Consider the following 24,447-nt stretch of genomic DNA (forward strand, 5'->3'; position numbering starts at 1 on the left):
GCTACGTCGACTGTGCTTCTTTGTTCAGATGAAATCAGTAGTATCTGCGCAAGACAGATGCTCCACTGTTTTTGCAGGGATCTCAAGAAAATTATGAATAACAAACACGTGCCCGTAGCTCAATCGGATAGAGTGTCTGACTACGAATCAGAAGGTTGGGAGTTCGAGTCTCTCCGGGCACGCCATTTTTGTGCCGATGTGGCGGAATTGGCAGACGCGCACGACTCAAAATCGTGTTCCTTCTGGAGTGTCGGTTCGACCCCGACCATCGGTACCATTCATATTTGCCTTTATTAACGGGAAGTGGCTCAGCTTGGTAGAGCACCTGGTTTGGGACCAGGGGGTCGCAGGTTCAAATCCTGTCTTCCCGACCATTTTATGATGGCGGTGTAGCTCAGCTGGCTAGAGCGTACGGTTCATACCCGTAAGGTCGGGGGTTCGATCCCCTCCGCCGCTACCATTTATTATTGAATTATCGCGGGGTGGAGCAGTTGGCAGCTCGTCGGGCTCATAACCCGAAGGTCGCAGGTTCAAGTCCTGCCCCCGCAACCAATGAAATCGGGAGTACCCGCGAGGGTGCAATCAACATAGGGGCATAGTTTAAAGGTAGAACTGAGGTCTCCAAAACCTCCAGTGTGGGTTCAATTCCTACTGCCCCTGCCATAAATCTAAATAGGCTTTTTTTTTGCGGAGGGATACCGAAGTGGTCATAACGGGGCGGTCTTGAAAACCGTTAGGGTGCAAGCCCACGCGGGTTCGAATCCTGCTCCCTCCGCCAGTTTTCTTATCATGATGGCGGCCGTGGCGAAGTGGTGAACGCATCGGATTGTGGCTCCGACACTCGTGGGTTCGATTCCCATCGGTCGCCCCATTAAGGGCCCTTAGCTCAGTTGGTAGAGCGGTCGGCTCATAACCGATTGGTCACAGGTTCGAGTCCTGTAGGGCCCATTACCAACCATTAAAATTATATTCTTTCTATGCGGTCGTGGTGGAATTGGCAGACACGCTATCTTGAGGGGGTAGTGATCCTCGATCGTGCGAGTTCGAGTCTCGCCGACCGCACCATTAATTGTCATTCTGACCACGTCGAATTACTTCCTGTTAGAATGACATCAGTAGTATCTGCGAAGATAGATGCACCATAAATGTTCATCTGAACTACGTCGAATGAACTTCTTTGTTCAGATGAAATCAGTAGTACCCGAAGGGTGCACCATACATGGAGGCATAGCCAAGTGGTAAGGCAAAGGTCTGCAAAACCTTTATTCCCCGGTTCAAATCCGGGTGCCTCCTCCATATGCCCTTTATAAGCCGGGGTGGCGGAACTGGCAGACGCACAGGACTTAAAATCCTGCGGTAGGTGACTACCGTACCGGTTCGATTCCGGTCCTCGGCACCACATTTTACTGTTTTTATACATACATGATAACCTTTGATGAAAAACATCAAGGGTTTTTTGTTGTTTTGTCTAATAAATTAGGAGTACATAATACATTTGGCAAGAGGAGGAAGGGATGTGCTTACGATAAAACGATTAACCTCCTGTACTTTTGAGGAAGCAGCCCAATTGTGGAATGAAGGGTTTGCCGATTATTTTTTTCCAATGAGCATGACGGTTGATATGTACGTGAGGCGGATGGCGGGCGAGGGACTTTCCCCTGAATATTCCGTTGTAGCCTATGTAAACGAACAGCCGGCAGGCTTTATCCTTAATGGAATTAGGCATAACAAGGGGAAGAAAATAGCATGGAATGGCGGAACTGTGGTGATTCCCCGTTTCCGTGGCTTAGGGATCGCCAGGAGCATGGTTCAGGCTTCACTGGCAATCTATCAGGAGAACGGAGTGGAGATTGCAACGCTGGAAGCAATAAGTGAAAATAACAGGGCGATTCAACTGTATAAAAGTATGGGGTATAAGGTTGCAGATCATTTAGCAATATATCGTCAGGACAACGAATCCGGCGAGTGCGTCCATTACAATGAAACGCCAACCCGTTACCGAATGACATATGGGCGTCCGTCTGATACGGCCGGATTGCCTTTCTACAAGCATTTTGTTTCGTGGCAAACACAATGGCAAAGCCTCCGTGATGGAGGAGAAGCCTTTCTTGTTTCGGATAGTTCCGGCCAGACGGTTGGTTATACCCTTTATAAAAGAACGGTAGATGAATCCGGGAATTTGTTAGGTATTACCCTTTATCAGTGTGAAGCGGATAACAATAGGGAGGACAGGGAGGAAATCGCGGTGTATACCGTAAATAAGCTGTTTTCTTCCTGCACAGTACCCTGTAAACAAACAGCAGTCAACATCGCTTCTACTAATGCTCCTGCCGCAAGAGCGCTTGAAAGAATGGGCTTTACAAGAGATGCCGAGCAGGCGTGGATGGTGCGCGACCTATAAATGTCTTACACGTACGTTTCATCAGGTACGGAAGAATGAAGAGATACAAATGGCTTTAATTTGGCAGCAATGTCGGAGATAAGGTCAGCCGCCTGAAGTGTGTTTGAAGTTTGCCCTTTTTTATATGCATCAAGCAGAATAGTCAGTAATTCATTCTGGTCTAATTTCTGGTGCTGGTTCATTATGTTTATGGCTCCTTTTATTAAATGATTAAATATTGCATAGAATAATAATGAATAAGAAACAGCCCATCTAGACAAAGATGGGCTGCCTGGCCAACTTGTTTCCCGGTTGTAAGCCTTCCTTAGTCTCGATTGTTGTTATTATTACGGGCTTCTCCGCCCTTGCGTCCGATTTCCTCATAGAACTCCTTGCCATGGGATTCAGAGGTGGCTTCACCGCCTTTACGGCCGATTTCCTGGTAGAAGTCTTTATCGTGATTCTCAGCGGTCGCTTCTCCGCCTTTGCGTCCAATTTCCTCATAGAACTCTTTGCCATGGGACTCGGCGGTGGATTCTCCGCCTTTACGGCCGATTTCCTGGTAGAAGTCTTTGTCGTGGGACTCAGCAGTTGATTCTCCGCCTTTGCGTCCAATTTCCTGATAGAACTCCTTGCCACGGGACTTAGCGGTTGCTTCCCCGCCCTTGCGTCCACGTTCTTCCATGCTCATCTTATTATCATTATCGCGCCTGTTATTTTTATTACGTGCCATTTAACATCGCTCCTTTGGTAATAATTTTGTAGCATGAAATATATTTACCCCCCATTTTCATCTGTAAACATTAAATCTAAAATATGTAACTAAATCTATTTTTTTCTTACTATTCAAAAAATAGATTTACAAGTTAACTTTGAAGATGCCACAGGTACGGTGAAGGGGCGTGGCTTTTTGCATTGCGCTAACGCGTACGTTCAGCTACCTTTACCAGCTGTTTGCCAAGGTTTTCACCGGAAAACAGGCCGAGAAATGCTTTCGGAATATTTTCAAACCCTTCGACAATGTTTTCCGTGTATTTAATCTTTCCTTCGACGACCCATTGGGCAAGCTGGGTCGCTCCTTCTTTGAAGTGAGCCGAATAGTTGGAGACGATGAATCCTTGCATCATTGCGCTCTTAATCAGCAGCTGTGTTTGAACGCGAGGGCCAACGTCCTGCTTCTCAAGATTGTATAGGGAAATCTGCCCGCACAGGGGGATACGCGCGTTAAAATTAAGAAGTTTCATAACCGCGTCTGAAATCTCTCCGCCCACGTTGTCAAAGTAAACGTCGACACCGTTTGGGCAGGCCTTTTTCAGTGCGTCTTTCATATTGTCTGTTGTTTTATAATTAATCGCTTCATCGAAACCGAGCTCATCCACGAGATACCTGTTTTTTTCGTCAGACCCGGCGATGCCCACAACGCGGCACCCTTTGATTTTTGCAATCTGCCCGACAATCATTCCGACGGCTCCTGCTGCTCCCGAAATGACAACCGTTTCTCCTTCTTTTGGCTGTCCGATATACAACAGGCCGAAATACGCGGTCAGGCCCGGCATACCAAGAACGCCGAGAGCGGTAGTAACAGGGGCAATTGTAGAATCGATTTTTCTTACCTGATTCTTGTCTGCGATCGAATACTCCTGCCATCCGAGATTTCCGACGACGATATCCCCTTCTGCAAAATCCGGCGTTCGAGACTGTACGACTTCACCGACAATCCCACCGCTTATGACTTCGTTTAATGCAAAGGGAGGTACGTATGATTTTGCATCGTTCATTCGTCCGCGCATGTACGGGTCAACAGAAAGATACAGTGTTTTTACTAAAACCTCCCCTTCCGTCGGGCTGGGGATAGCAGATTCAACGAATCGAAAGTTTTCTTCTGTCGGCATTCCCTGGGGCCTGCTGGCGAGCAGAATTTGGCGGTTTACCTGTTCAGTCATATACTTATCTCCTCCATTTTTTAAATGTGAAAACGCTTGATTTGTTCCCACTGCTGTTCTTTATACAGAATTTCCTTTTGCTTCTCTCCGATTAAATCGAAATGTGGAAACGAGGCGCGGTAATGTATGTATTCCTTAGGTAAGCCGTATTTCCTTCCCCAATCGATTAATCGTTTGATATCGGAACACCCTGCTTTCGTTACCGTAGTAATTCCGGGATAGCGTGGATGCAGCCAGTAGTGGGTTAAAAAGGCGATTTCCCCCTGTGCCACCCGCTGCTTCCACTCAGTTAACTGTTCCCGTTTTATTCCAAAAGCCATAGACTCGCCTCCTTAGAATTTATCGTCCTCGGCAACTCCTTCTGGTACACACGCCGCGACTGCTTCTGCAAGTATCGGATCAAGGATGGATATATACAGCGGATAGAAGGAAAAAGGTGTGCTTTCATGCTCATGCAGCTTTTCAAGGTACTCTTTTGTTTTGGAGAAAAGGAGTGCAGCATCGATTCCAAGTTCGCCTTCCCACGTCTCGTTTGACTTGGCAAGCGCTGCCTCGAATAGCTTGATGGCGCCCTCTATGTTCTGGTTGCGGAAGTGATGCAGGCCGACGGCAACCTGCAGAAGAGCCTGGAGCAGCCGGTTTCTCCCTTCGTTTAACCAGTATTCCTCCATTACCTCATGGCATTCATAATAATCCTGCTCGATATTAAAGTAATATAAGTATTCAATATACAAACGGTGATACATGAGCATCCCTTCCTTTCTTGCTTCATCTCTGTATTCAGTTATTTTCACTATATCACCGTAACCATATTTCGGAAAACCGCAACAAGATTTGCGGACCGAAAATTTCAATTTTATGATATGTTTAACACGTGACTATATAACTATAAAAGGAGAAATGAAGACTATGCTGCAACAAATCGTAGATTATTTAGTACAAAACCCAGACGTTATCGAAAAAGTAAAAGCCGGTACGGTTAGCCTAATAGGGTTATCCGATACGGAGCAACAAGCGGTTCTCGATGTTTTTCAGAACACAGTCTCTTATGCTACTATGGCTACAATGGGTTACTGGCAATAAGATGCACATTGGTTACAGGTCAGGGGATCCTGGCCTGTTTTTTTGAAGGGAGAGCAATATGAGTAATATGAGAAAAAACGTCTTATTTTTGATGACTGTATTTATCACTTTGCTAACACCTTTTTATTTAATATGGATTACTTTGCATGTTCCTTTTGTGGGATTATCTATAGAAAAGGATAAAACAGGTCAATGGCACATTTCTCATGTTACAAAAATAAGCTGGGCTAATCAGCATGGAATTAAACTAGGGGAAACTGTTACCTCAGTAAATGGAAGTGAACCCGGTAAGCATCCAATGGTTAAAAAATACAACATTGTGGAAAATGTAGAGAGTTTTGAACTGGTAAGAAATGGTGAACGGTTTACTTACCGTATATCCAAGGATATGTTCCCTGAGCTATTCGTTTATCATACCCTGGTACCCACCGTGGCCTTTATCGTCTTTTTAGCTTTTTCTCTATTTTTGTATACGAAAAAAAGAGAGGATAAGTCCGCCATCATCCTCATTCTCTTTTTACTGGCGGTAGGGTTAAGTTATTTAAGTGCCGGGGGGTCGGCACGTGGTGATTCCGCAGCACGGTTTATAAATGGAATGACCTTTTTATTTATTCCGGTGCTCTTTCTGCATTTTCTATACCATTATTATGGACGATTGAACATTCGCCTTTGTCATTCTAAATTATTATCCGCTCTTTATGGAGTGAATGGGGCGCTTATTTTTATCAATGGAGTCTTCATTATAGGTGAGTTCGGTAAACTATTCCCTATTATTCGCATCTCTCAACTTTCTTTTTTTTGTATCAATACTTTTATTTGTCTCTACATTTTGCTTTCCGGTTATATTCGCAACAGAAAAACCATATATGAACCGGTTCTTAAATTAATAGTAGCAGGCCTTACCGTTGTCTTCTCCCCCTTTATTGGGTTAGTGGCTATACCTGGAATTTTTTGGGAAATCGAATTGATTCCCGAAACACTGGCGGCTATTTTTTTGATTTTGCTTCCTGTCTTTTTAATTTATCTTGTCATAGCGAATCGTTTACTGGATATTGATTTTGTTATTCATCGCTTACGATATTATTCTTTATTATCGATTTTTCCTACTGTCGGCATCCTTCTACTTCTTTATCTAATCGATAGAGAAGTTATGCTAATTCAATGGATTCAATCCTTTATGGTGGTTTATCTGGGAATCACAAGCTTTTTCTATATCAAAGAGGAGCTTGATTTTCGGTTTCGCCCGAAACTGTTTAAAGAAAAATATAATTTTCAGGCGAGTTTGGATCGGTTTTCTTACGATATAGCCAAGGTTATGAAGATCCCTGATTTGGAAGAGCGGTTAATAGCAGAAGTGAGGGAAGTTCTGCCTGTTAAATCCGTTGGCCTATTCGACATGGATTTGACGGATTTCTCTATCTCGATTAAGAAAGGCTCCGTTGATTCTTCGTATGAAAGAATTGCGAATCAGTTTAAACAGGACAGCAGCTTGATTTCGGTTGGCGAATACAAAGATTTGGACGACGGTATTGTTTTAATGGTTGGTGAACATAGACGGAAGTGTTATCTTTTATGGATTGGAGAAAAAAAGAATCGAGTCGATTTTAATCAGAATGAAAAAGTATGGCTAAAAACCATTGCACATTATACCAGTATCGTATATGAAAACCTGCATCTAGTTAAAGGGATGATAAAGGAGTTAGAGGAGTCAGTAAATAAGCAAACATCAGCCCCTCCCTGGATTTTGCGTCTGCTATTCAATTTATCGGAGAAGGAAAGGCGCCGCCTCGCTTCGGACTTACATGATTCCGCTCTCCAGGATCAATTGCTATGGTATCGCCAGCTGGAAATGATCTCATCACATCCAGAAATCCCCTCCTGTCTTACGGAGCGGTTAGATCAGGTGAAAGAGGGATTTCTTGATGTCATTCACCAAATTCGTGAAACTTGCAATGAATTGAGACCGCCTTTTTTAAAAGAAAAAGGGATGGTAGAAGCTTTAGAGGATTTATCCGGTTTTGCCCAGCTGCGTTCTGATTATATGGTTCATTTTCATGCAGATTTTAATCAGGACTTGGATTATGAACACATTCTGGCGATTTATCGAATCGTGCAGGAGCTTCTGACTAATGCATCGAAACACTCTAAAGCGACTCTCGTTCACATCACCTTAGGAAGTAACGATGAGTCGATTTATTTAAATTATCGGGACAACGGTGTGGGGATGGACCTGAATCTTCTGCAGCCTTCTTTTCAGCATATGGGTTTGTCTGGAATCAAAGAACGGGTTTTAAGCCTTGAAGGAGAAATCCATTTCCATTCAACAGTAGGGGAAGGGTTGGAGGTCTCGATTTGCGTACCTGTCACTCCGGCAGCGGGTATGTATGAACCAGTTGTATGACGTATTAGTAATGTTCCTTGATTACTGCAAGATAGTCCAGACGGGGGCGGTATCCGGCCGGGATAAGATATCCATGTTCCTGCACATACGCATATGGAATCGATTTGCGGCCCCCGAGTTTCGACTCCTCCCAAAACGCGATGATATGCTCAGCATCCAAAACATACGTCTCATCATGGGAAGTAAAACGGATGATCGCGAAAGAGATACCCTGATGCTTACGGACGAGGCGCATATGCTCGATCTGGTGCTCATGAAAGTTGCTTAAAGGAAGGGAGGTTTTATTCCTTGTTTCCTTTGCCTCAAAATCGAGATGGCGTCCCTCAAAAATCCCGTTATAATCCGTTGTTGAAGGCTGCCTGAAATAAGCCTCCCGAATAACGGCGGCGGAACGGGAAGGATAATCCACCTTTACTATTTGCACAGGAGTCGGCTTCTTATGCACGGACGCGATACCGTGGGCTACGTAATATTCATTGCTCTGGTTTACTTCATCTTCAAGGCTCATTCCCCGGTTGGCTGCCGTACCTTTTGCACCAAGCGCCGCCAGGAAATCCTCCGCTTTCATCCGGTCAGAGATAACAGGGCCCGAGGGGATTGTGCTGCCTGTTCCCGGATGTGGATAGCGTATTTTTCTCATTGTGCACACCTCTCATTTCTTTCTGTATCATAGCAGAAACGAAGAAAAAGTGGTATGTTCTTCTTAAATAGGATAAATTGCCATAAGAAAATCGGAAGGAAAACGAGTCAGGAGGAATGGGAGCGGATGACAATGCAAAACGTAGAAAAGCAGCCTTTTTCACTGGAGGAATACACGCTTGAATGCGGGGAAACAATTTCTGTAACCATTGGTTTTGAGACGTATGGAAAGCTGAATGCCGAGAAAAACAACGCGATTCTTGTTTGCCATTTTTTCAGCGCAACAAGCCATGCGGCGGGGAAGTATTTTCCTGCTGATGAAGAATCAGGGTGGTGGGATCAGCTAATCGGGCCGGGAAAAACGATGGATACGGACCGCTATTTTATTATTGCTTCTGACACGCTATGCAATATCCAGCTGAAAAATCCTCATGTAATTACAACCGGTCCGGGAACGATAAATCCAAAGACGGGTGAGAAATACGGAATAACATTTCCCCAATTTACATATCGTGATATGGCGGGGATTCAATACGAATTGGTTACGTCGCTTGGCATTTCACGCCTTGCCGCGGTCATCGGGCCTTCTGCGGGGGGCATGCAGGCGCTGAATTGGGCTGTCCACTACCCGGACATGCTGGAAGCGTGCGTTTGTGTCATTAGCGGCGCGCAAACCCCGGTGCTTACTTCCCTTGCGTATTTACAGTCCGCCATTGACGCCATTACGCTCGATCCGAAGTGGAAGAGTGGGAGCTACAGCGAAGGAAGCGAACCCGAAGCCGGATTGACGCTGGCCCTGTCGCTCATGAACCTGGCCGCTTACCAGTACGGGTGGTATGAGGAAGCATTTCCCCGAATTTCGAACGAAAGTAAGCCATATACCTCTATGGAAGAGCAGCCTTCTTTCCAACGCCAGTTCCGTAATATGGTCACACAGAGAATGGTACCGTACGATGCCAACCATTATATTTATACGGCACGGGCGGCGATGCTTCATAATATCGCCCACGGGTTTTCTTCACTAGAGGATGCGCTGGGCCGAATCAAGGCAAGACTATTGATGATTCCGTGTACGAGCGATTTGTTGTTTCCGCCTGAATACAGCAGGCAGGTCGTTGATATAGTTACAGGGCACGGAGGGAAAGCGGAATGTTATGAAATTAGCAGTCCATATGGTCACATGGCAGGTGTGCTTGATACCGGCCTGTTTGCTGAAAAGCTTGCTTCTTTTTTGAACAAAGCACCGGAATAGAAAGGGAGGATTCGATGGAAGAATTTTTTGAACTGGTTGCAGCGCGCAGATCGATTGGAAAAGTTACGCAAGAACCTGTTCCCCGCGAACATATTGAAAAAATGATAGCAGCGGGCAACTGGGCGCCGAGCCATCACAATACGCAGCCGTGGAAATTCTTCGTGCTGGCAGGAGAAGGCAGAAACAGGCTTGGAAAGGCGTATGGAGAAATTGCTGTTATCGAGAAAGGGGAAGGAATTTCTGAACAGGAACGGAAAGAGCTTTACGAGAAAGCTTACAAAAAAGCCTTCCGCGCCCCCCTTATTATTGCGATGGCCTGCCTTCCAACCCAGGAGGAACGGATTATTGAGTCAGAAGAATTTTCGGCTGCAGCGGCTTGTATTCAGAACATGCTGCTGGCGGCCCATTCACTTGGATACGGTTCAATCTGGCGAACAGGAAAGCCCAGCTACCATCCTGTAATGAAAAAGCTGTTCGGCCTTGGAGAGAAGGATAGGCTTATGGGGCTCGTTTATATAGGGAAACCGGACATGGTAAAAGAGCCAAAGCGGACGCCTGCCGAGGAAAAAACGGAATGGTGGTTATCTTAAAATTAACTGCAAAAAAGGGGAGGCGTCTTTGCTGGCGCCTTCCCTTTGCTTTAAAATACCTTCTTGCGATCCCGTTCCTCTTTTAATATCTCAACGCATTCCCTAAATCGCTGGGAATGAACGATTTCCCGTTCTCTTAGGAAGCTTAAACTATCCTTTAAATCGGTATCATCGGTCAAATTGATCAGCCATTGGTACGTAGCTCGGGCTTTCTCTTCTGCTGCAATATCTTCATATAAATCGGCAATCGGATCGCCCTTTGCCTGAATATATTTGGCAGAGAAAGGAACGCCTGCGGCATCACGGTAAAAGAGGGCTTTATCATGGGCTGCATAGTGATCCCCCAGTCCAGCACATTCCAGCTCTTCAGGTGTCGCATCTTTCGTTAATTTATAGACCATTGTCGCGATCATTTCCAGGTGGGCCAATTCTTCGGTTCCAATATCGTTCAGAACGCCAATCACCCTATCAGGTACAGTATAACGCTGGTTCAGGTAGCGAAGAGCGGCTGCCAGTTCCCCGTCCGCACCGCCGTATTGTTCCATGAGAAATCGAGCCATTCGCACATCGCACTTGCTCACACGAACCGGGTACTGTAGCTTTTTCTCATATATCCACAAGAAACATCCCCTCCTCTATGTTTGGTTTCGTGCTATTTTTACACCTGCCATGGCCATGGTGAACTGTTCCACGTCCACGGCGTCGTGGAGAAACTGCAGCCAAAGTTGGCAAGTGGACCGTATATCGCTTCGAAGTTTTTCTTTAACTGCATGTTCCGTTGTGTATAGTCATTGTACTGGGCAATCGCTGCCTGGTCATCCGGATGAGTATTCAGATAAAGATTAAGCTCAATGACAACGAACTCGACCTGTTGAATTTCTAGCAGAAGGTCATAATAAGCGGTGTCCGGCTGCTGTTTCATGGTTTGCTTCCTCCTTTGCTGTATTTATCTCTATAAGGGCTTTCGTACGGAGCGTACAATGCAGGCCAGAGTGTCCCCTGACAAAGCGCTTCAGGCGGCGGATATTGAGGTAAATTATAGGGCTGGAATCCCATATACAGTTGTGGCGGCGTTTCATACGTTCTTTTTACAATAGGGGGACACGGATTGTTCGGGCTGCAGTATACATGGTATTTCTTTCGGAAGGTATACATTGCGTCGCATCTCCTTTCCAATTGAATTCTTCATATAAATATTGGAGGGAGGCTTGGTTTAATTCCATCTTTTTAGTAGACAAGAAAGTATAACTTTCTTATCCATTAACCTCCAAAGTGGTGTTCAAACAAGATGAACATACTAAGGGTGGAGGTGATCAAAGCATGAAGCAAGCTGTAAAAAGCTTAGCAGTTGCCTCACTTGTTGTTGTAATGGCAGGATCAATCGTTGGATGTAACCGGGCACCGGGTGGCGATGGCAAGGCGAACACACAAAATTATCGCGCCAACCAGAACAGTACAAACAGAGTAGCAACGCCTGATGGAGTCAGAACCCGTTCGGATGGGGCCGGCACGGCACGTTACAATACGATTGGTGTCCGTCCTCATGCGGCCAGGAACAATGAGCAGCGTGTTGCAGACCACATGGCGAGATTAGCGACCGGTGTGAAAGGCGTGAGCCGCGCCAGTGCGGTCGTGAACGGCAAGGATGTTATCATTGGGATAGACGGCGCAAATGCCGCGGATGCAAAGGTAAAAGAACGTGAGGTTTACCAGGCTTTACGGAAATCGCAGCCGGGATACAACATTCATGTAACGTCCGACCGGAACCTCCACCAGCGCATACGAACGCTGAATACGCAAATGGCGGCAGGGCACCCTGTCCGGGACCTCACGGCTGACATCGGCGCGCTTATCCGCGACATCGGCCGGACGGTTACAGCACCGTTTCGTTAAACTAGAGAGGGCCTGTCTGATCGGGACGAGCCCTCTTTTTTCCTTTACATACAGCCTAGCTTTCACTACCTTCTTCCTTTTCCTATATGGTATAGTTAAATGTGGCCTATACAGCGAATTTTTATCATGGAAAACGGAGGCGTTTTTAAATATATGACAGATCCTAGAAAAACCTTTGCGATTATCTCCCACCCGGATGCCGGGAAAACGACACTTACGGAGAAACTGCTTTATTTTGGCGGAGCGATTCATACAGCCGGTATGGTAAAAAGCCGGAAATCCAAATCGGCAACGTCTGACTGGATGGAAATCGAAAAGCAGCGCGGGATTTCCGTTACATCAAGTGTGATGCAGTTTTCTTATAATGGCTACGCCATTAATATCCTTGATACACCCGGACACCAGGACTTCAGTGAAGATACGTACCGGACACTGACGGCGGCGGACTGTGCTGTCATGCTGATTGACGCGGCCAAAGGAGTAGAGCCGCAAACGATTAAGTTGTTCGAAGTGTGCCGGATGAGAAATATTCCGATTTTTACCTTTATAAACAAAATGGACCGGGATGCCCGCGACCCGCTTTCATTGCTTGAAGAGCTGGAAGAGGTGCTGGGCATTCGCTCCTGCCCGATGAACTGGCCGATCGGTTCAGGGACTGATTTTCATGGGGTATACGACAGGGAAAAACAACAGGTGGAATTGTTCAAGCGGGGTGAGGCGGAGCGGAAATTTGTTCCGGCCTTCCAGAGTGAAGAAACGGATCGGGAGATTCGGTCCATTATTGGAGATATGCTCTACACCAAGCTGGAGGAAGATGTCGAGCTGCTCGACATTGCCGGCGATCCATTTGATAAAGAAAAAATTGATTCAGGACAGCTGACCCCTGTCTTTTTCGGGAGTGCCTTAACGAATTTCGGGGTCCAATCTTTTCTTGAGTACTTCCTCAGCCTTGCGCCGGGTCCTGCGCCCCGCATGAGTGAGAAAGGGCTGATTACGCCGGATCATACTAAATTCTCCGGATTTGTTTTTAAAATCCAGGCAAACATGAACCCTGCCCACCGTGATCGGATTGCTTTCCTGCGCATTGTGTCCGGTACCTTTACGAGAGGGATGACCGTGCAGCACGTGCGGACAGGAAAGAAAATTAAATTGTCGCAGCCGCAGCAGTTTTTAGCACAGGAGCGCAGCATTGTGGAAGATGCCTACCCGGGAGATATTATTGGCCTGTTTGACCCGGGGACGTTTGGAATTGGCGATACACTTGTGGAAGGAAACAGCAGCTTTTCCTTTGCGGGCATTCCGAGTTTCTCGCCGGAGATTTTTGCCCGTGTGCGTGCAAAGGATGCGATGAAGCATAAACAATTCCATAAAGGAATGCAGCAGTTGACAGAAGAGGGGGCTGTCCAATACTTCACGACGGCCGCTCCCGGTGCCGAGAGTTTAATCCTTGGCGTGGTCGGCCAGCTGCAACTGGAAGTGTTCGAACACCGCCTTCGCGGGGAATACGGTGTGGAAGTAGAAATTCAGCCACTTGGATATGAGCTTGCCAGATGGATAAAAGGGGATAAGAAAGAACAGGATTTGAATTTAATCCAGTATGGCGGAAGCCTTCTTGTTCGTGACCGGGAAGGAAAGCTCGTTGTCCTTCTTGAAAACGAGTTTGCGGAAAGATGGGCGAAAGAGAAAAATCCGAATGTTGAGTTTGTCAGTACATCATACGAATAAAGCAGCGTTATAAATACTTGCGGATGAACGGTTTAATGCTGTCGATGCCGATGGCAAACCCAAGTCCGTGGTTATCCCGTATAATAAATGCGTTCATGCCAACCGCTTCCCCGTTCAGATTGATCAAGGGACCGCCGCTGTTGCCAGGATTAATGGCTGCGTCGGTTTGGATAATGTCTTCATATTTCCTTCCTGCGATTTGAACGGGGCGGTTTTTGGCGCTTATAACCCCCGTTGTCACTGTGTTTTCTAACCCCAGTGGATTCCCAATTGAAATGACAATTTCCCCTACCTGAGATTCCTTCGAAGAACCGATGGGCAGAACCGGATAGCTCGATCGGCCTGTGATTTGGATAAGAGCAAGATCACGCCGGGCGTCCGTCCATACAATATCCGCGTTCTTTGTCTCTCCATTTGCCAATTTTACCTGGATCGTTTTGGCATTATGAATCACATGCTCACTTGTAAGAATGTAGCCCTTGGGGTGGATAATAAACCCGGTCCCGAAGCTGCGGCGAACTTCTTTTCCTGTGGCAGGCGCATTTGGAAAAAGAAATTCATGAAGAATTTGAGACATTTTCCGGTTGGATGAGTGATCCTCTGTTGTGATGGAGATGATGGCGGGTTTCGCTTTTTCTACAATGGAAACAAAATAGTTTGCAGGATGCATATAGGAAGGCTGTCTGAATGTTTGAGTCGCATACGTTTGTTTCCGCTTCAATTCATTTCCCCCTTTCCTATTGAATAAGTAGTTGTTCAATTTCTTTTTTACTAATGTATGTAGAAAAAAGGACAATGTGAAACATATTTATTTTCATACAATTCGTATACAATCGAATGATTCAGTCAAGGATAGGCATATATCGATATCGAATCAGGAGGTTATACGATGAGTGAGAGCATTAGCTTGATTTCAACAGGTCAAACATTTAAACCTTTTGCCTGGAAAGCTAATTTTGATATGGAATTTTCGTCCGAATGTTTATATTGTGACACCGGCGTATCCCGCTTAAAAGGGTATGTTGTGGAGGATGAAAAAGGCACCGCCCTGCGTGTAGCGATTTGTCCCGTGTGCCAGAAGGTAAACGCAAGATATTAATGGGCTAAACGTTCCCTTCTTCGAATATGATCTATTGCACAAGATTGTGTTCGGCGGGAAAGGGGAAGGGACAATGGAGAAAAAGTGTGCCCAGTGCGGGCATGTTATGTATTTAAGCTTGCGAAAAGTAGTGTATATGAACGAAACCCAGATTAACCATGTTCCGGTATACAATTGCACAGAGTGTGATCATAACGAACTCGTGGAGCATGTGAAAGAGGAGTTAAAGCGATTTCTACTGCAGGTTGTACCAGCGGAAGGCGCAGGTGTTTTTTCCTTTGCGAACCATTCCGCTTTTACCCGTGTCATGCTGCGGATGAGCCAGCAAACAGAGCAGAAGCCGATAGATGATTTGCTTGATTTATACCTGCTCGCCCGCTCGCTAAATGATGCGATATGGATGGATGAAATCAAGCAGGAATGGCTCCTCAGAGCCAATTGTGAATAAAGTTTTACAATTGTCTGGAAAACACTGAAATTCCATAAAGCACCCCCTCTATAGCAATAGACGCAAATGGATGGATATGGTTAAATGGAATCATATCATCTGAGGTAGGGGGGTAACTCTGATGGGAGGACAGACAATTGCGATGGCCGGTTTAATTGGGTCCATGGCGATTCCATTAATTTTAATTACAACAATGTTTATTGCATCCAAGAGAAAACCAAGAGCGTAAACACATAGGAAAACCCCTTCTACCGGCAAGGCTGGTAAAAGGGGTTTTTGTTTATTTCCGCCAAACAAACCTGCAGGGGTTGTCCCCTTTAGGTTTAGAAGCTTTGCATCGTTGCCCAAACATCAAGTTTTGTTCTTACCTTTTTAATGACCTCGTCTGTGAAGTCGCTTGTTGTTGTGCCTCCACCTAGATCGGATGTGCGTGTGCCTTCGCTTACCGCCTCGATTGTTGCCTCGTAAATGGCCCGTGAAGCCATAGAAGCTTTTTGATCCTGGAAATAGGTGAGGAGAGAAGCCGCTGCGAGGATCATCGCCATCGGATTGGCTACATTTTTCCCGTAAAGAGCAGGAGCGGTACCGTGCGGTGCTTCCACCATAACAGCCTGTGTGTTGAACTCGTCGTCAAATCCGAGAAGGACGGATTCAGCACCGGCGATAGAGCCGAACATTTGAAGTACCATGTCGCTCAGGCAATCTCCGTCACGGTTCAATGCCGGTATCACCATCGCATCTCCGGCGGAAGAAAGAAGGAGTGCATATGTAGCATCAATGAGTTGCGGTTCATAGCGAACGGTTGGATATTTTTTGCTTGCCGCGTCCATTTCTTCCTTCAGCATACCTTCGTATACGGGGCTTACTGTATATTTCGGTCCGCCGAATACTTTTGCGTTCGTTTTCTGCGCATGACGGAAAGCAAACTCAGCAACTGCACGGCATGTTTTACGGTCGATTGTTTCTGTACGGTATGCGATTTCGTTAACGCCTTCGCCTTCGCGCCATTCTTTCGCGCCGTATGCATCGCCTACAGCCATCCGTACAACAGAGATTGGAGCGTATGCACCCGCTACCGGGCGAATCCCTGGAATTCGGCGTCCTGTACGTACAATAACTTTTCCATCAATTTCCTTGCGAAGAATCGCATTTGGACTTCCTACAGTCCCTTTTTCTTCGGGTGTAATCGTTGCGGCTTTAAAGCCGAACCCGTTCTTTTTCATTGCACGTGCAGCTTCATGCACGACTTCGTTGTCTGTTTTCTTGCGGTTTTCAAGGCTGAGGTCATATGTTTCAAAATCAATTTCAAAACCAATTACGTCTGGTTGTAATACGCGTAATGATTCCTCAAGAAGCTCCTGTCCGGTCTGGTCACCCTGCATAACAACAACTGTTTTTTTCATTCTAATCACCTCGTAATAATCTTTCCTTATCTGGGTAGGTATGACACGCAGCATTACTTATTATGCACGATTCTGTGAAATATCTCAATCGTTATTGGCTGGAATTGCGAATTACGAACATAAAAAAGCGAAATAACGAAAAATCCGATGGGCTTTCTGTGCAGTTTTTTTATTTATTGTTCGGCTGGGAACGGGTAATATAGAGGGAGACATTACAAAAAGGAGAGATAACCTATGCAGGAACTCGTATCCATTGAACAGCTGAATGAATTTCTACAACAAAATCCGGAAGCAATTTTATTAAAGCACAGCAATACATGCCCAATCAGCGCTGATGCATACAATCAATTTATGAAATACACGAAGGATGAGGAGACGAAGCCGTGGGCGCTCGTTATCGTGCAAAATGCACGCCCTGTTTCCAATGAAATTGCGGAGCGTTTCGGCATCAAACACGAATCGCCGCAAGTGCTGTATGTAAAAAACGGGCAGGTGGAATGGCACGCATCCCACTGGAACATTACACAGGACAATCTCAAAGCTGCCATCGTGTAGCAGGTAAGAAAAAGAACCGGCAGGATTAAAACTGCGGTTCTTTTTCTTTGCTCATTCCCATCGAAATTCGAGCGCATCCCCCGTTTTGATCGGATCGGTAAAGGCGGCGGGGGCGCCGTTAATTGTTGTGATGAGGGCCTTTCCTGTTTCGGGAGCGTGCAGGCTGCTCTCAACATAACGAAATACATCGCTGAATACGGGGTCGTTTCTGAAATGAACACGGGTTACAATCGTGGCGTTCGTATGGACAGGTTCGCTCCATTCTGCTTTTTTTCCATCAACGAAAAGCTCCAGCTCGCTGGACGGCATTCGAATCGTCTGCCCGTTAAATGTCACGGTGGTTGCCAGTTCGGTCCGGTCCTCCACAGGGATGACCTCCTGTAGAGAGGGCAGAGCGATACCCGGCTTTACATAAGTAATGGCATCGTTTTTGTTTACCCGGTCCTCCATCTTCGCTTCGCGGCCATTGATGTAAAAGGAATAGGGAGAGTAGGAGCAGCTCGTCCCTTTGCCATTTACGGTAAAAGGAACGACGCGCTGCTCCATCTCGGTATGGTATAGTTCTGCCGCCGCCAGAGCTTCCGCCAGAGTGCGCGGCAGCCGCACTTCAATCTGATCGCGGTCGGCAAGCGGTGTTTCCCATTCCCCCGTTTCCCCGTTAATTTTAATAAAGGGCGGCAAAGAATAAGGAGTATCATGAATCGTAATGTCAAGGGTGTCAATGCTCTCAAGCAGTTCAACCGGCCTTGCGGCAGCCGGCTGGCCATTTTCCCCTACCTGCAGTGTAATTCGATCTTCGGATTGAACGGGGGAATCAAGCAAGGCTGCTTCTCCGTTAACAAGAAGCAGAGGCGATTTGCCATGGCTTCCTGGGATCATTTTCATCTTTCCGTTAACATGTACCGTCATCGCCAGGCCGGGGCGCCCGTGAAGTCTTTTAATATCTATGCCCGCGTAAAGGAGAACGTCGCCGACCGACATTTCTTTTAAGTCAAAAATACGCAAGGGTTCTTCATTCAGGTAAACCGTTAAGTATTTAATGGGGTGCTTCTGGGCGGCTACAGCGATGCCGAGCGGCGTTACAAATTCAGGGCCGCTTAACGAGGCTTTATCTGTAAACGTCTGGATCGCATCTGCGCCGCGGACGGCCACCCTCGCCAAAGGAAGTTCGAGCTTGCTTGCCACCCGGGCAGGCAGATCCGGCGTTAGGCTTCCGCCGCCGATAAGCATGACCGCCTGCGGTGCTTTTCCGTTCAACTCAACAATACGATCGCCGATAAGTGAGGCCAGGTGGTCGATTTCGGACGCGATTTGCTCGACGACTTGCTGGCGGCTGTATGTATGTTCCATCCCGAGAATATCGTGAAAAGAAACCTCATCCTTCTCTGAAAGCTGCCGCTTCATTTCTTCCGCCACAGTAAAATCGAGCAGGTAAGCCTGGCTCAGTGCGTCTGTGATTTCGTCTCCGGCTGTAGGAACCATTCCATATGCGCTGACCGTCCCTTCTCCTGTGATGGCGATATCGGATGTGCCGGCTCCAATGTCGACAAGCGCCACATTGAGCCTGCGCATCGTGGACGGAACAAGGACGTTAATGGCGGCAATCGGCTCAAGCGTGAGCGCCTGCATCTCAAGCCCGGAGCGCTGGAGGGCCGCCATAAGCGAATCTACAACGACACGGGGCAGAAACGTAGCAATGACATCCACTTTTGCTTCCTTTCCCCGTTGATCGATTAAGTTTCCGATCATTTCACCGTCAAGAAAATAGTTCACCACACTGTATCCCACGCAGTAATACTGGCTGAAATCATTCGCATTATGTTCCTGTGCAAGCGCGTGCTGTGCCTGCTGTACCGCTGACAGTTCGAGAGCGATAATATCATTCTTCGTTACCAGCCCCGTCGTGGAGATATCCTGGGAGCTCTCCACGCGCTGTGTATGCAGCGACCTGCCTGCTGCTGCAACGGCAACACGCTGCAGGGTAACGTTTAATTTAGCTTCCAGGCGCTGTTTAACCCGGGTTATGACTTTTGCCACTTCAACGACGTCGTGAATTTGTCCGTCAAGCATGGAACGCTCCGCATGCTCCTCCCGCTCGTAGCCGATAACCTTAAACGCACCGGCTTCATCGGGTTCAACAAGCAAACCGACGACACTGCGTGTGCCAATGTCAAGGGCAAAAATTGCTTCCTTTCTTTCTTCGACCATAACCGCAACTCCTTCAATAAACGTACATCTAACCTTTTGTACGATATATGTAAATATTCGCGGCGGGAATGTAAATTCCTTTTGGAAGGGATAAATTAAAAGCTGACAAAAAACGAAGAATAAGCTATAATTCTTTTTAATATTTTTTAAAAATTATCTGAAAAAGCAGAAGAGGTGGAGAGAAGATGAGCAACGAAACATTAGAAGAGCTACGCAGAGAACTAGACGAGGTAAATCTTAAGATTCTTGAGTTGATCAATGAAAGGGCCGCACTTGTCCAGGAAATTGGAAAAGTTAAGCTTAAGCAGGGTGTGAACCGATTTGATCCGGAACGCGAGCGTCAGATGCTGAACCTGATTCTGGAACACAACGAGGGACCTTTTGAAGATAGTACGATCCAACACCTTTTCAAACAAATTTTCAGTGCATCTCTCGAATTGCAGGAGGATGATAATCGCAAAACGCTTCTTGTCAGCCGGAAGAAAAAGCAGGAGGACACAGTCGTTGTACTTGGCCCGGTTGAAGTTGGCGGAGGAGAGCCGCTGCTTGTAGCGGGACCGTGCTCTGTTGAGTCCTATGAGCAGGTGCGCCAGGTCGGGGAAGCTCTTAAAGCGAACGGAATTACCCTGCTTCGCGGCGGGGCGTTTAAGCCTCGTACATCCCCGTATGACTTCCAGGGACTCGGTTTGGAAGGGCTGCAAATTCTCCGCCGGGTAGGCGATGAACTTGGCCTGCAAGTCGTGAGTGAAATCGTAACGCCTGGGGATATTGAAATGGCAACCGAATATGTCGATGTTATCCAGATCGGTGCCCGCAACATGCAGAATTTCGAGCTGCTAAAAGCGGCCGGGCGTGTGAAAACACCGGTGCTGCTTAAGCGCGGTCTGTCTGCAACCATTGATGAATTCATTCATGCAGCCGAATACATCGTATCCGGCGGTAATTCAAATGTCATGCTCTGCGAGCGCGGAATCAGAACGTACGAGAAAGCAACGCGCAATACGCTTGATATTTCTGCGGTTCCGATTTTGAAGAAGGAAACGCATCTGCCTGTGTTTGTGGATGTTACCCATTCCACCGGCCGCCGCGATATTCTGCTGCCAACCGCGAAAGCGGCGCTTGCTGTAGGCGCGGATGGCGTAATGATCGAAGTGCATCCGGATCCGGACGTTGCTTTATCTGATGCGAAGCAGCAAATTACGATTCCACAGTTCCATGAGTTTGTTGCTAAACTTCGGGAGTCAGGCTTATACAAGGAAAGTGCACCTGTATTATAAACAGAATGACAGAGAGGGCGTCCTAAAATTACTTTTTGGGACGCCCTTTTTATATCTTTATATGAAAAAGGAGATTGGGCGATGAAGCATAATGTTATCGTATACAAGAAAATTCCGGAAGAAATACTCGATCTTATCAAGGAAACATGCAATGTTACGTATTACGAAAGGGAGGAAGATTTGTCTTCTCCCCACTTTTTTGAAAAATTGAAAGGAACGGATGGCTTACTTGGCTCCGGTCTTAAGATAAACAAGGAGTTGCTTGAACAGGCGCCGCGTTTAAAAATCGTATGCAATGCTTCGGTAGGTTACGACAACTTTGATATTGCCGAAATGACAAAACGCGGGATTATGGCCACGAATACTCCCGATGTTTTAACAGATACGACCGCGGATACTGTTTTCGGATTGTTATTAGCAAGCGCTAGGAGAATATCGGAGCTGCATAATTATGTTAGAGAAGGAAAATGGAACAAAATGATAGAGGAAGAAAGGTTCGGGGTGGACGTACACCATAAAGTGCTTGGAATTATTGGGATGGGCCGCATCGGTACAGCTGTCGCAAAAAGAGCACATTGCGGCTTTGATATGAAAATCCTCTATCATAACCGTACAAGAAATAAGGAAGCGGAAGAAAAATACATGGCGACATACAGCAGTCTCGACGAGCTGCTAAAACAATCGGATTTTGTTTGCCTTCTGACTCCGCTGTCACCTGAAACGAAAGGATTGATAGGGAGCAGGGAGTTTAACCTCATGAAAAAATCGGCTGTTTTCATTAATGCCTCACGAGGGGGAACGGTGGATGAGCATGCTTTGATAGAGGCGCTAAAAAACCGGGTGATACTGGCTGCCGGACTGGATGTGTATGAAAAAGAGCCGATACATCCTGACAACGAGCTTCTGCAATTGGATAGAGTCGTGACGCTGCCCCATATCGGTTCGGCTACTGGAGAAACTCGCTTTAAGATGGCGATGCTAGCTTCTGAAAACCTTGTTCAAGGTTTAAACGAAGAGCGGCCTTCATGCCTGCTAAACCCCGAAGCATGGCAGAAGAAGTTTTGATGTATTTATTTCCAGTATAAAATAAAAATGTTAATATATTCTTAATATTTAAGCATATAGTATAGTACAAGCGTTTTAACAGAAAGAAAACGTATGAGAGGGGTAAGGGAAGTGAAGAAAAAAGCAGAAAAAATTGCATGCACCACTGTACTTGCAGCATGTATACTCGCAGGGGAAGCTGTCCCGTACAACGTGTTCGCAGCAGAGGCTACGCCGGCGGCACTGGCAGCGGCAGCGGAAAATAAGGCCACTGTGTCTAAGATTTCCCGCGAAAAAGCAATCTCGATTGCCAAAAGCTTTGTAAATGTGCCAGAAGGCTACAGCAACACACAGGTAGCACTGGAAAATGACGTATACATGGGACGGGCTATATGGCGCATTGGCTGGAACAGGCAGGCCCCTGATTTCGGAGACATTACGGTTACAATCGATGCGCAGGAAGGAACCGTTTTAAACATGTGGTCCTGGTCGAGGGAAGCTGAGCAGAGTGCGGGTTTTCCCGGGAAAATCAACGATGAGCAGATGGTAAAGGACGCGAACGAGTTAATTCAGCGATTTTACCCGGCTTATGCAGGGCAGGTGCAGTTGGACAAAGACAGCCTGGAAAACTTGAAGAAGAGAAGCAGTTCTCCGTATGTGAATAACATGCTCTTTTTCCAGAGGCACAAGGATGGAGTTCCTGTCGCCGAACAAGGGATCCGCATGAATTATGACAAGAAGGGAAACCTGCGCGGGGTCGATTTTATGTGGAATGAGTTTGCCTTCGATAATAAAAACGGCATAAAGAGCCAGCAGGAAATTAGCAAAGCCATTAGTGAATCCCTGCGGATGGAAATTTGCTACATTCCGAATCTATATGGTTCGGGGACCAAAAGCAAAGCAGATATTGTATACATACCGGAAGGACCACTGCTGCCTTATTTTAACGCAAATCCAATTACAATTGACGCGAAAAGCGGAAAACAGGTTAACTTTCTTACAGGTAAAAATGTAGACGCAGCTAAAGAAGGAAGAAAACCGCTATCGGATAAAGAGGAAACCGTTCCAAATACGCTTAATTACGGTGAGGCGGAAGCCATTAATCGAGTGAAAGAAGTCATCCCGATCGAAGCTGGCATGGAAATCAGGCAGAAAAGCTACCGTGAGGATGCCTTCCCTAACAAACGAAGGGTTTGGGATATCTTCTGGGAGAACAAGGACAAGAGGGATGAAAGCAAGAGCGCAATGGTTGACGCCGATACAGGAGAAATTATCGGCTATAACTCGAACGCCGGGTTTGAGCGGAAAATGCGTGATCCCCAGGCGATTAAGGTGAACATTACACAGGATCAGGCGAGGGAAAAAGCGGAAGCGTTCGTTAAGAAAACGGTGCCGGCCCGGCTCGGTAAACTGCTTGGCGCACAAATTACCCCAAGTTTATACCAGGGAGACGAAACAAAACTGCTTGGGTACGATGTGTACTTCCCGAGAGTGGAGAAGGGGACCCGGGTAATAAATGAAGGTGTTAATTTAACGATTGACGCGGACACCGGACAAGTCACAAATTATAATTTGAACTGGTCCAATGTAGAGATGCCTCCGATTGCCAATGTTATTTCTGAAGAGACGGCGAAAAAGAAGTACCTTAGCGTTCTAAAAACAAAATTGCAGTATTCTACGTTCCCGCCGTACTTCGATGGAAACAGGGCGGGACAAAAGACAAAGGACAGCAAGCTTGTTTATGCTGCTTCGTTCGATAACGGGAAGAGCCCATTTGGCGAACCGAGCTATCTCAACGCAAAAACAGGCGAGTGGAACCAGTATGGACCTAGAGTTGTAAATAACGACAAGGATAAACCCGCGGGTGACATTGCTAATCACTGGGCAAGAAAAGAGCTGGAGGAATTAATTGCGAACAACTTGCTTGAAGTCAAAGACGGAAAAGTAAACCCTGATCAGAAACTCACCCGGGCAGAGCTGATTCAATTGTTCCAGACTGCAAGCGGAAACATGCCTGGATACTACGGTCCGGAACAGAAGCCGGCCTTCGTGGACGTAGCTGACGATAAAGATTACTACAGTGCTGTTCAGTGGGCCGCACAACAGCGCATTCTCGAACAGAACAGCAAAGAATTTAAACCAGATGCACCCGCTACCCGGGAATTTCTCTCCGTCCTGCTCATACGGGCGCTTGGCTATGACAAGCTGGCAAGTCGAGGAGACTTGTTTGAGTTGCCGTTCAAAGATGCAGCAGCGATTAAAAGAAAGGGGGAGGTCGGGCTTATCAGCCGCCTTCATATCGTGACAGGAAACAAAAATAATGAGTTCCTGCCCGAACAGCAAATAACGAAGGCGGAGGCCGCCGTTGCGATTTATCACTATATTAAAACGAAAGAAGAACTTGGTATAAGAGCAGGGGAATAATGGACAGAAGGCCGCCTGCCGCCTCATGTGCATAATTGCTCTGTTCGAGTACACCCTAATCATACAGGAACAAGGATAGGGTG

General features: G+C 46.6%; 24 protein-coding genes, 12 tRNA genes and 1 pseudogene. 25 read left to right on the forward strand and 12 right to left on the reverse strand.

Going from position 1 to position 24,447, the window contains the following annotated elements; translation table 11 throughout:
• Positions 1–108: 108 nt before the first annotated feature.
• The 13 genes from MBEAL2_RS14475 (at position 109) to MBEAL2_RS14535 (ending at position 2,401) form a co-directional block, all read left to right on the forward strand.
• Positions 109–185, forward strand: a tRNA-Arg gene (locus MBEAL2_RS14475).
• A 7-nt stretch (positions 186–192) separates the two neighbouring features.
• Positions 193–277 (forward strand) — tRNA-Leu (locus tag MBEAL2_RS14480).
• A 20-nt stretch (positions 278–297) separates the two neighbouring features.
• Positions 298–374: transfer RNA gene (locus MBEAL2_RS14485), tRNA-Pro, on the forward strand.
• A 9-nt stretch (positions 375–383) separates the two neighbouring features.
• A tRNA-Met gene (locus MBEAL2_RS14490) sits at positions 384–460 on the forward strand.
• Positions 461–476: 16 nt separating this feature from the next.
• Positions 477–552 (forward strand) — tRNA-Met (locus MBEAL2_RS14495).
• 37 nt (positions 553–589) lie between these two features.
• Positions 590–663: transfer RNA gene (locus MBEAL2_RS14500), tRNA-Trp, on the forward strand.
• Between the two features lie 26 nt (positions 664–689).
• Positions 690–778 (forward strand) — tRNA-Ser (locus MBEAL2_RS14505).
• 17 nt (positions 779–795) lie between these two features.
• Positions 796–871 (forward strand) — tRNA-His (locus tag MBEAL2_RS14510).
• Between the two features lie 4 nt (positions 872–875).
• Positions 876–948 (forward strand) — tRNA-Ile (locus tag MBEAL2_RS14515).
• Positions 949–979: 31 nt separating this feature from the next.
• Positions 980–1,065: transfer RNA gene (locus MBEAL2_RS14520), tRNA-Leu, on the forward strand.
• A gap of 156 nt (positions 1,066–1,221) precedes the next feature.
• Positions 1,222–1,296 (forward strand) — tRNA-Cys (locus MBEAL2_RS14525).
• Between the two features lie 14 nt (positions 1,297–1,310).
• Positions 1,311–1,399 (forward strand) — tRNA-Leu (locus tag MBEAL2_RS14530).
• Between the two features lie 117 nt (positions 1,400–1,516).
• Positions 1,517–2,401 carry a GNAT family N-acetyltransferase gene (locus MBEAL2_RS14535; protein ID WP_047153005.1) on the forward strand — a complete coding sequence of 295 codons (885 nt, stop codon included), beginning with the start codon at positions 1,517–1,519 and terminating at the stop codon, positions 2,399–2,401.
• Positions 2,402–2,406: 5 nt separating this feature from the next.
• Here MBEAL2_RS14535 and MBEAL2_RS31805 read toward each other — a convergent pair whose 3' ends face one another.
• The 5 genes from MBEAL2_RS31805 to MBEAL2_RS14555 form a co-directional block, all read right to left on the reverse strand.
• Entirely contained in the window at positions 2,407–2,583 is a 177-nt protein-coding gene (locus MBEAL2_RS31805) for a YwzD family small protein (protein WP_161798213.1), read from the reverse strand.
• A 122-nt stretch (positions 2,584–2,705) separates the two neighbouring features.
• Positions 2,706–3,113 carry a KGG domain-containing protein gene (locus MBEAL2_RS14540; protein ID WP_047153006.1) on the reverse strand — a complete coding sequence of 136 codons (408 nt, stop codon included), beginning with the start codon at positions 3,111–3,113 and terminating at the stop codon, positions 2,706–2,708.
• Between the two features lie 187 nt (positions 3,114–3,300).
• Positions 3,301–4,323, reverse strand: a complete 1,023-nt coding sequence (gene curA, locus MBEAL2_RS14545; RefSeq protein WP_047153007.1) for an NADPH-dependent curcumin/dihydrocurcumin reductase — start codon at positions 4,321–4,323, stop codon at positions 3,301–3,303.
• 20 nt (positions 4,324–4,343) lie between these two features.
• The gene (locus tag MBEAL2_RS14550) at positions 4,344–4,643 is read right to left on the reverse strand and encodes a hypothetical protein (RefSeq protein ID WP_047153008.1); all 300 of its coding nucleotides are present in this window, start codon (positions 4,641–4,643) and stop codon (positions 4,344–4,346) included.
• A 12-nt stretch (positions 4,644–4,655) separates the two neighbouring features.
• Positions 4,656–5,069 carry a DUF309 domain-containing protein gene (locus tag MBEAL2_RS14555; RefSeq protein ID WP_236692861.1) on the reverse strand — a complete coding sequence of 138 codons (414 nt, stop codon included), beginning with the start codon at positions 5,067–5,069 and terminating at the stop codon, positions 4,656–4,658.
• 163 nt (positions 5,070–5,232) lie between these two features.
• Between MBEAL2_RS14555 and comX the strand changes: the two genes are divergently transcribed.
• A complete protein-coding gene (gene comX / locus MBEAL2_RS14560; protein ID WP_173427720.1) occupies positions 5,233–5,406 on the forward strand; it encodes a competence pheromone ComX in 174 nt (57 codons plus the stop codon).
• A gap of 58 nt (positions 5,407–5,464) precedes the next feature.
• Entirely contained in the window at positions 5,465–7,807 is a 2,343-nt protein-coding gene (locus MBEAL2_RS14565; RefSeq protein ID WP_047153009.1) for a sensor histidine kinase, read from the forward strand.
• Positions 7,808–7,811: 4 nt separating this feature from the next.
• Here the strand turns inward: MBEAL2_RS14565 and recU are convergent.
• A pseudogene (gene recU / locus MBEAL2_RS14570) lies at positions 7,812–8,339 on the reverse strand (Holliday junction resolvase RecU); the annotation flags it as partial.
• Positions 8,340–8,579: 240 nt separating this feature from the next.
• Here recU and MBEAL2_RS14575 point away from each other — a divergent pair.
• Both MBEAL2_RS14575 and MBEAL2_RS14580 read left to right on the forward strand, forming a co-directional pair.
• Positions 8,580–9,698 (forward strand): alpha/beta fold hydrolase, encoded by a 1,119-nt coding sequence (locus MBEAL2_RS14575; RefSeq protein ID WP_047153070.1) that lies wholly within the window; start codon positions 8,580–8,582, stop codon positions 9,696–9,698.
• 14 nt (positions 9,699–9,712) lie between these two features.
• Positions 9,713–10,288, forward strand: a complete 576-nt coding sequence (locus MBEAL2_RS14580) for a nitroreductase family protein (protein ID WP_047153010.1) — start codon at positions 9,713–9,715, stop codon at positions 10,286–10,288.
• A gap of 50 nt (positions 10,289–10,338) precedes the next feature.
• Here MBEAL2_RS14580 and MBEAL2_RS14585 read toward each other — a convergent pair whose 3' ends face one another.
• The 3 genes from MBEAL2_RS14585 to MBEAL2_RS14595 are packed head-to-tail and all read right to left on the reverse strand — an operon-like array spanning position 10,339 to position 11,443.
• Complete coding sequence (locus MBEAL2_RS14585; protein WP_047153011.1) at positions 10,339–10,908, reverse strand: manganese catalase family protein; 570 nt, start codon at positions 10,906–10,908, stop codon at positions 10,339–10,341.
• Positions 10,909–10,946: 38 nt separating this feature from the next.
• On the reverse strand, positions 10,947–11,210 hold the full coding sequence (locus tag MBEAL2_RS14590) for a spore coat protein CotJB (RefSeq protein ID WP_047153012.1): 264 nt from the start codon (positions 11,208–11,210) through the stop codon (positions 10,947–10,949).
• The gene (locus tag MBEAL2_RS14595) at positions 11,207–11,443 is read right to left on the reverse strand and encodes a spore coat associated protein CotJA (RefSeq protein WP_047153013.1); all 237 of its coding nucleotides are present in this window, start codon (positions 11,441–11,443) and stop codon (positions 11,207–11,209) included. The genes MBEAL2_RS14590 and MBEAL2_RS14595 overlap by 4 nt, the downstream gene beginning before the upstream one ends.
• 165 nt (positions 11,444–11,608) lie before the next feature.
• On the opposite strand from MBEAL2_RS14595, the gene MBEAL2_RS14600 reads away from it, so the two are divergent.
• A complete protein-coding gene (locus MBEAL2_RS14600; protein WP_047153014.1) occupies positions 11,609–12,181 on the forward strand; it encodes a YhcN/YlaJ family sporulation lipoprotein in 573 nt (190 codons plus the stop codon).
• A 153-nt stretch (positions 12,182–12,334) separates the two neighbouring features.
• Positions 12,335–13,906, forward strand: a complete 1,572-nt coding sequence (locus tag MBEAL2_RS14605; protein ID WP_236692863.1) for a peptide chain release factor 3 — start codon at positions 12,335–12,337, stop codon at positions 13,904–13,906.
• A 7-nt stretch (positions 13,907–13,913) separates the two neighbouring features.
• Here the strand turns inward: MBEAL2_RS14605 and MBEAL2_RS14610 are convergent, their stop codons facing one another.
• A complete protein-coding gene (locus MBEAL2_RS14610; RefSeq protein WP_047153016.1) occupies positions 13,914–14,627 on the reverse strand; it encodes a S1C family serine protease in 714 nt (237 codons plus the stop codon).
• Positions 14,628–14,795: 168 nt separating this feature from the next.
• Here MBEAL2_RS14610 and MBEAL2_RS14615 point away from each other — a divergent pair, with 168 nt between their 5' ends.
• Entirely contained in the window at positions 14,796–15,005 is a 210-nt protein-coding gene (locus tag MBEAL2_RS14615) for a hypothetical protein (RefSeq protein ID WP_047153017.1), read from the forward strand.
• Between the two features lie 73 nt (positions 15,006–15,078).
• Entirely contained in the window at positions 15,079–15,453 is a 375-nt protein-coding gene (locus MBEAL2_RS14620) for a hypothetical protein (protein WP_047153018.1), read from the forward strand.
• A 323-nt stretch (positions 15,454–15,776) separates the two neighbouring features.
• On the opposite strand, the gene MBEAL2_RS14625 is transcribed toward MBEAL2_RS14620, so the two are convergent.
• Complete coding sequence (locus tag MBEAL2_RS14625) at positions 15,777–16,856, reverse strand: isocitrate/isopropylmalate family dehydrogenase (protein ID WP_047153019.1); 1,080 nt, start codon at positions 16,854–16,856, stop codon at positions 15,777–15,779.
• A gap of 234 nt (positions 16,857–17,090) precedes the next feature.
• Between MBEAL2_RS14625 and ytxJ the strand changes: the two genes are divergently transcribed.
• Positions 17,091–17,411, forward strand: coding sequence for a bacillithiol system redox-active protein YtxJ (ytxJ, locus tag MBEAL2_RS14630; protein ID WP_047153020.1), 321 nt, complete (start codon positions 17,091–17,093; stop codon positions 17,409–17,411).
• A 51-nt stretch (positions 17,412–17,462) separates the two neighbouring features.
• On the opposite strand, the gene MBEAL2_RS14635 is transcribed toward ytxJ, so the two are convergent.
• Complete coding sequence (locus MBEAL2_RS14635; protein ID WP_047153021.1) at positions 17,463–19,619, reverse strand: cell division protein FtsA; 2,157 nt, start codon at positions 19,617–19,619, stop codon at positions 17,463–17,465.
• A gap of 185 nt (positions 19,620–19,804) precedes the next feature.
• Here MBEAL2_RS14635 and MBEAL2_RS14640 point away from each other — a divergent pair, with 185 nt between their 5' ends.
• The 3 genes from MBEAL2_RS14640 to MBEAL2_RS14650 all read left to right on the forward strand — a co-directional run bounded on the left by MBEAL2_RS14640 (position 19,805) and on the right by MBEAL2_RS14650 (position 24,364).
• A complete protein-coding gene (locus MBEAL2_RS14640; RefSeq protein WP_047153022.1) occupies positions 19,805–20,896 on the forward strand; it encodes a bifunctional 3-deoxy-7-phosphoheptulonate synthase/chorismate mutase in 1,092 nt (363 codons plus the stop codon).
• An 81-nt stretch (positions 20,897–20,977) separates the two neighbouring features.
• On the forward strand, positions 20,978–21,961 hold the full coding sequence (locus MBEAL2_RS14645; protein WP_047153023.1) for a 2-hydroxyacid dehydrogenase: 984 nt from the start codon (positions 20,978–20,980) through the stop codon (positions 21,959–21,961).
• A 111-nt stretch (positions 21,962–22,072) separates the two neighbouring features.
• Positions 22,073–24,364 carry an S-layer homology domain-containing protein gene (locus tag MBEAL2_RS14650; RefSeq protein ID WP_047153024.1) on the forward strand — a complete coding sequence of 764 codons (2,292 nt, stop codon included), beginning with the start codon at positions 22,073–22,075 and terminating at the stop codon, positions 24,362–24,364.
• The last annotated feature ends 83 nt before the right edge of the window (positions 24,365–24,447 follow it).

The sequence above is a fragment of the Aneurinibacillus tyrosinisolvens genome (assembly GCF_001015055.1).
GTDB lineage: Bacteria > Bacillota > Bacilli > Aneurinibacillales > Aneurinibacillaceae > Aneurinibacillus_A > Aneurinibacillus_A tyrosinisolvens.

Excerpts from the sequence above, each read along its gene's own strand:
- MBEAL2_RS31805 (WP_161798213.1), bottom strand. The coding sequence starts at position 2,583 with ATGAACCAGCACCAGAAATTAGACCAGAATGAATTACTGACTATTCTG.
- MBEAL2_RS14540 (WP_047153006.1), bottom strand. The coding sequence starts at position 3,113 with ATGGCACGTAATAAAAATAACAGGCGCGATAATGATAATAAGATGAGC.
- curA (WP_047153007.1), bottom strand. The coding sequence starts at position 4,323 with ATGACTGAACAGGTAAACCGCCAAATTCTGCTCGCCAGCAGGCCCCAG.
- MBEAL2_RS14550 (WP_047153008.1), bottom strand. The coding sequence starts at position 4,643 with ATGGCTTTTGGAATAAAACGGGAACAGTTAACTGAGTGGAAGCAGCGG.
- MBEAL2_RS14555 (WP_236692861.1), bottom strand. The coding sequence starts at position 5,069 with ATGTATCACCGTTTGTATATTGAATACTTATATTACTTTAATATCGAG.
- comX (WP_173427720.1), top strand. The coding sequence starts at position 5,233 with ATGCTGCAACAAATCGTAGATTATTTAGTACAAAACCCAGACGTTATC.
- MBEAL2_RS14565 (WP_047153009.1), top strand. The coding sequence starts at position 5,465 with ATGAGTAATATGAGAAAAAACGTCTTATTTTTGATGACTGTATTTATC.
- MBEAL2_RS14575 (WP_047153070.1), top strand. The coding sequence starts at position 8,580 with ATGCAAAACGTAGAAAAGCAGCCTTTTTCACTGGAGGAATACACGCTT.
- MBEAL2_RS14580 (WP_047153010.1), top strand. The coding sequence starts at position 9,713 with ATGGAAGAATTTTTTGAACTGGTTGCAGCGCGCAGATCGATTGGAAAA.
- MBEAL2_RS14590 (WP_047153012.1), bottom strand. The coding sequence starts at position 11,210 with ATGAAACAGCAGCCGGACACCGCTTATTATGACCTTCTGCTAGAAATT.
- MBEAL2_RS14595 (WP_047153013.1), bottom strand. The coding sequence starts at position 11,443 with ATGTATACCTTCCGAAAGAAATACCATGTATACTGCAGCCCGAACAAT.
- MBEAL2_RS14600 (WP_047153014.1), top strand. The coding sequence starts at position 11,609 with ATGAAGCAAGCTGTAAAAAGCTTAGCAGTTGCCTCACTTGTTGTTGTA.
- MBEAL2_RS14605 (WP_236692863.1), top strand. The coding sequence starts at position 12,335 with ATGACAGATCCTAGAAAAACCTTTGCGATTATCTCCCACCCGGATGCC.
- MBEAL2_RS14615 (WP_047153017.1), top strand. The coding sequence starts at position 14,796 with ATGAGTGAGAGCATTAGCTTGATTTCAACAGGTCAAACATTTAAACCT.
- MBEAL2_RS14620 (WP_047153018.1), top strand. The coding sequence starts at position 15,079 with ATGGAGAAAAAGTGTGCCCAGTGCGGGCATGTTATGTATTTAAGCTTG.
- MBEAL2_RS14625 (WP_047153019.1), bottom strand. The coding sequence starts at position 16,856 with ATGAAAAAAACAGTTGTTGTTATGCAGGGTGACCAGACCGGACAGGAG.
- ytxJ (WP_047153020.1), top strand. The coding sequence starts at position 17,091 with ATGCAGGAACTCGTATCCATTGAACAGCTGAATGAATTTCTACAACAA.
- MBEAL2_RS14635 (WP_047153021.1), bottom strand. The coding sequence starts at position 19,619 with ATGGTCGAAGAAAGAAAGGAAGCAATTTTTGCCCTTGACATTGGCACA.
- MBEAL2_RS14640 (WP_047153022.1), top strand. The coding sequence starts at position 19,805 with ATGAGCAACGAAACATTAGAAGAGCTACGCAGAGAACTAGACGAGGTA.
- MBEAL2_RS14645 (WP_047153023.1), top strand. The coding sequence starts at position 20,978 with ATGAAGCATAATGTTATCGTATACAAGAAAATTCCGGAAGAAATACTC.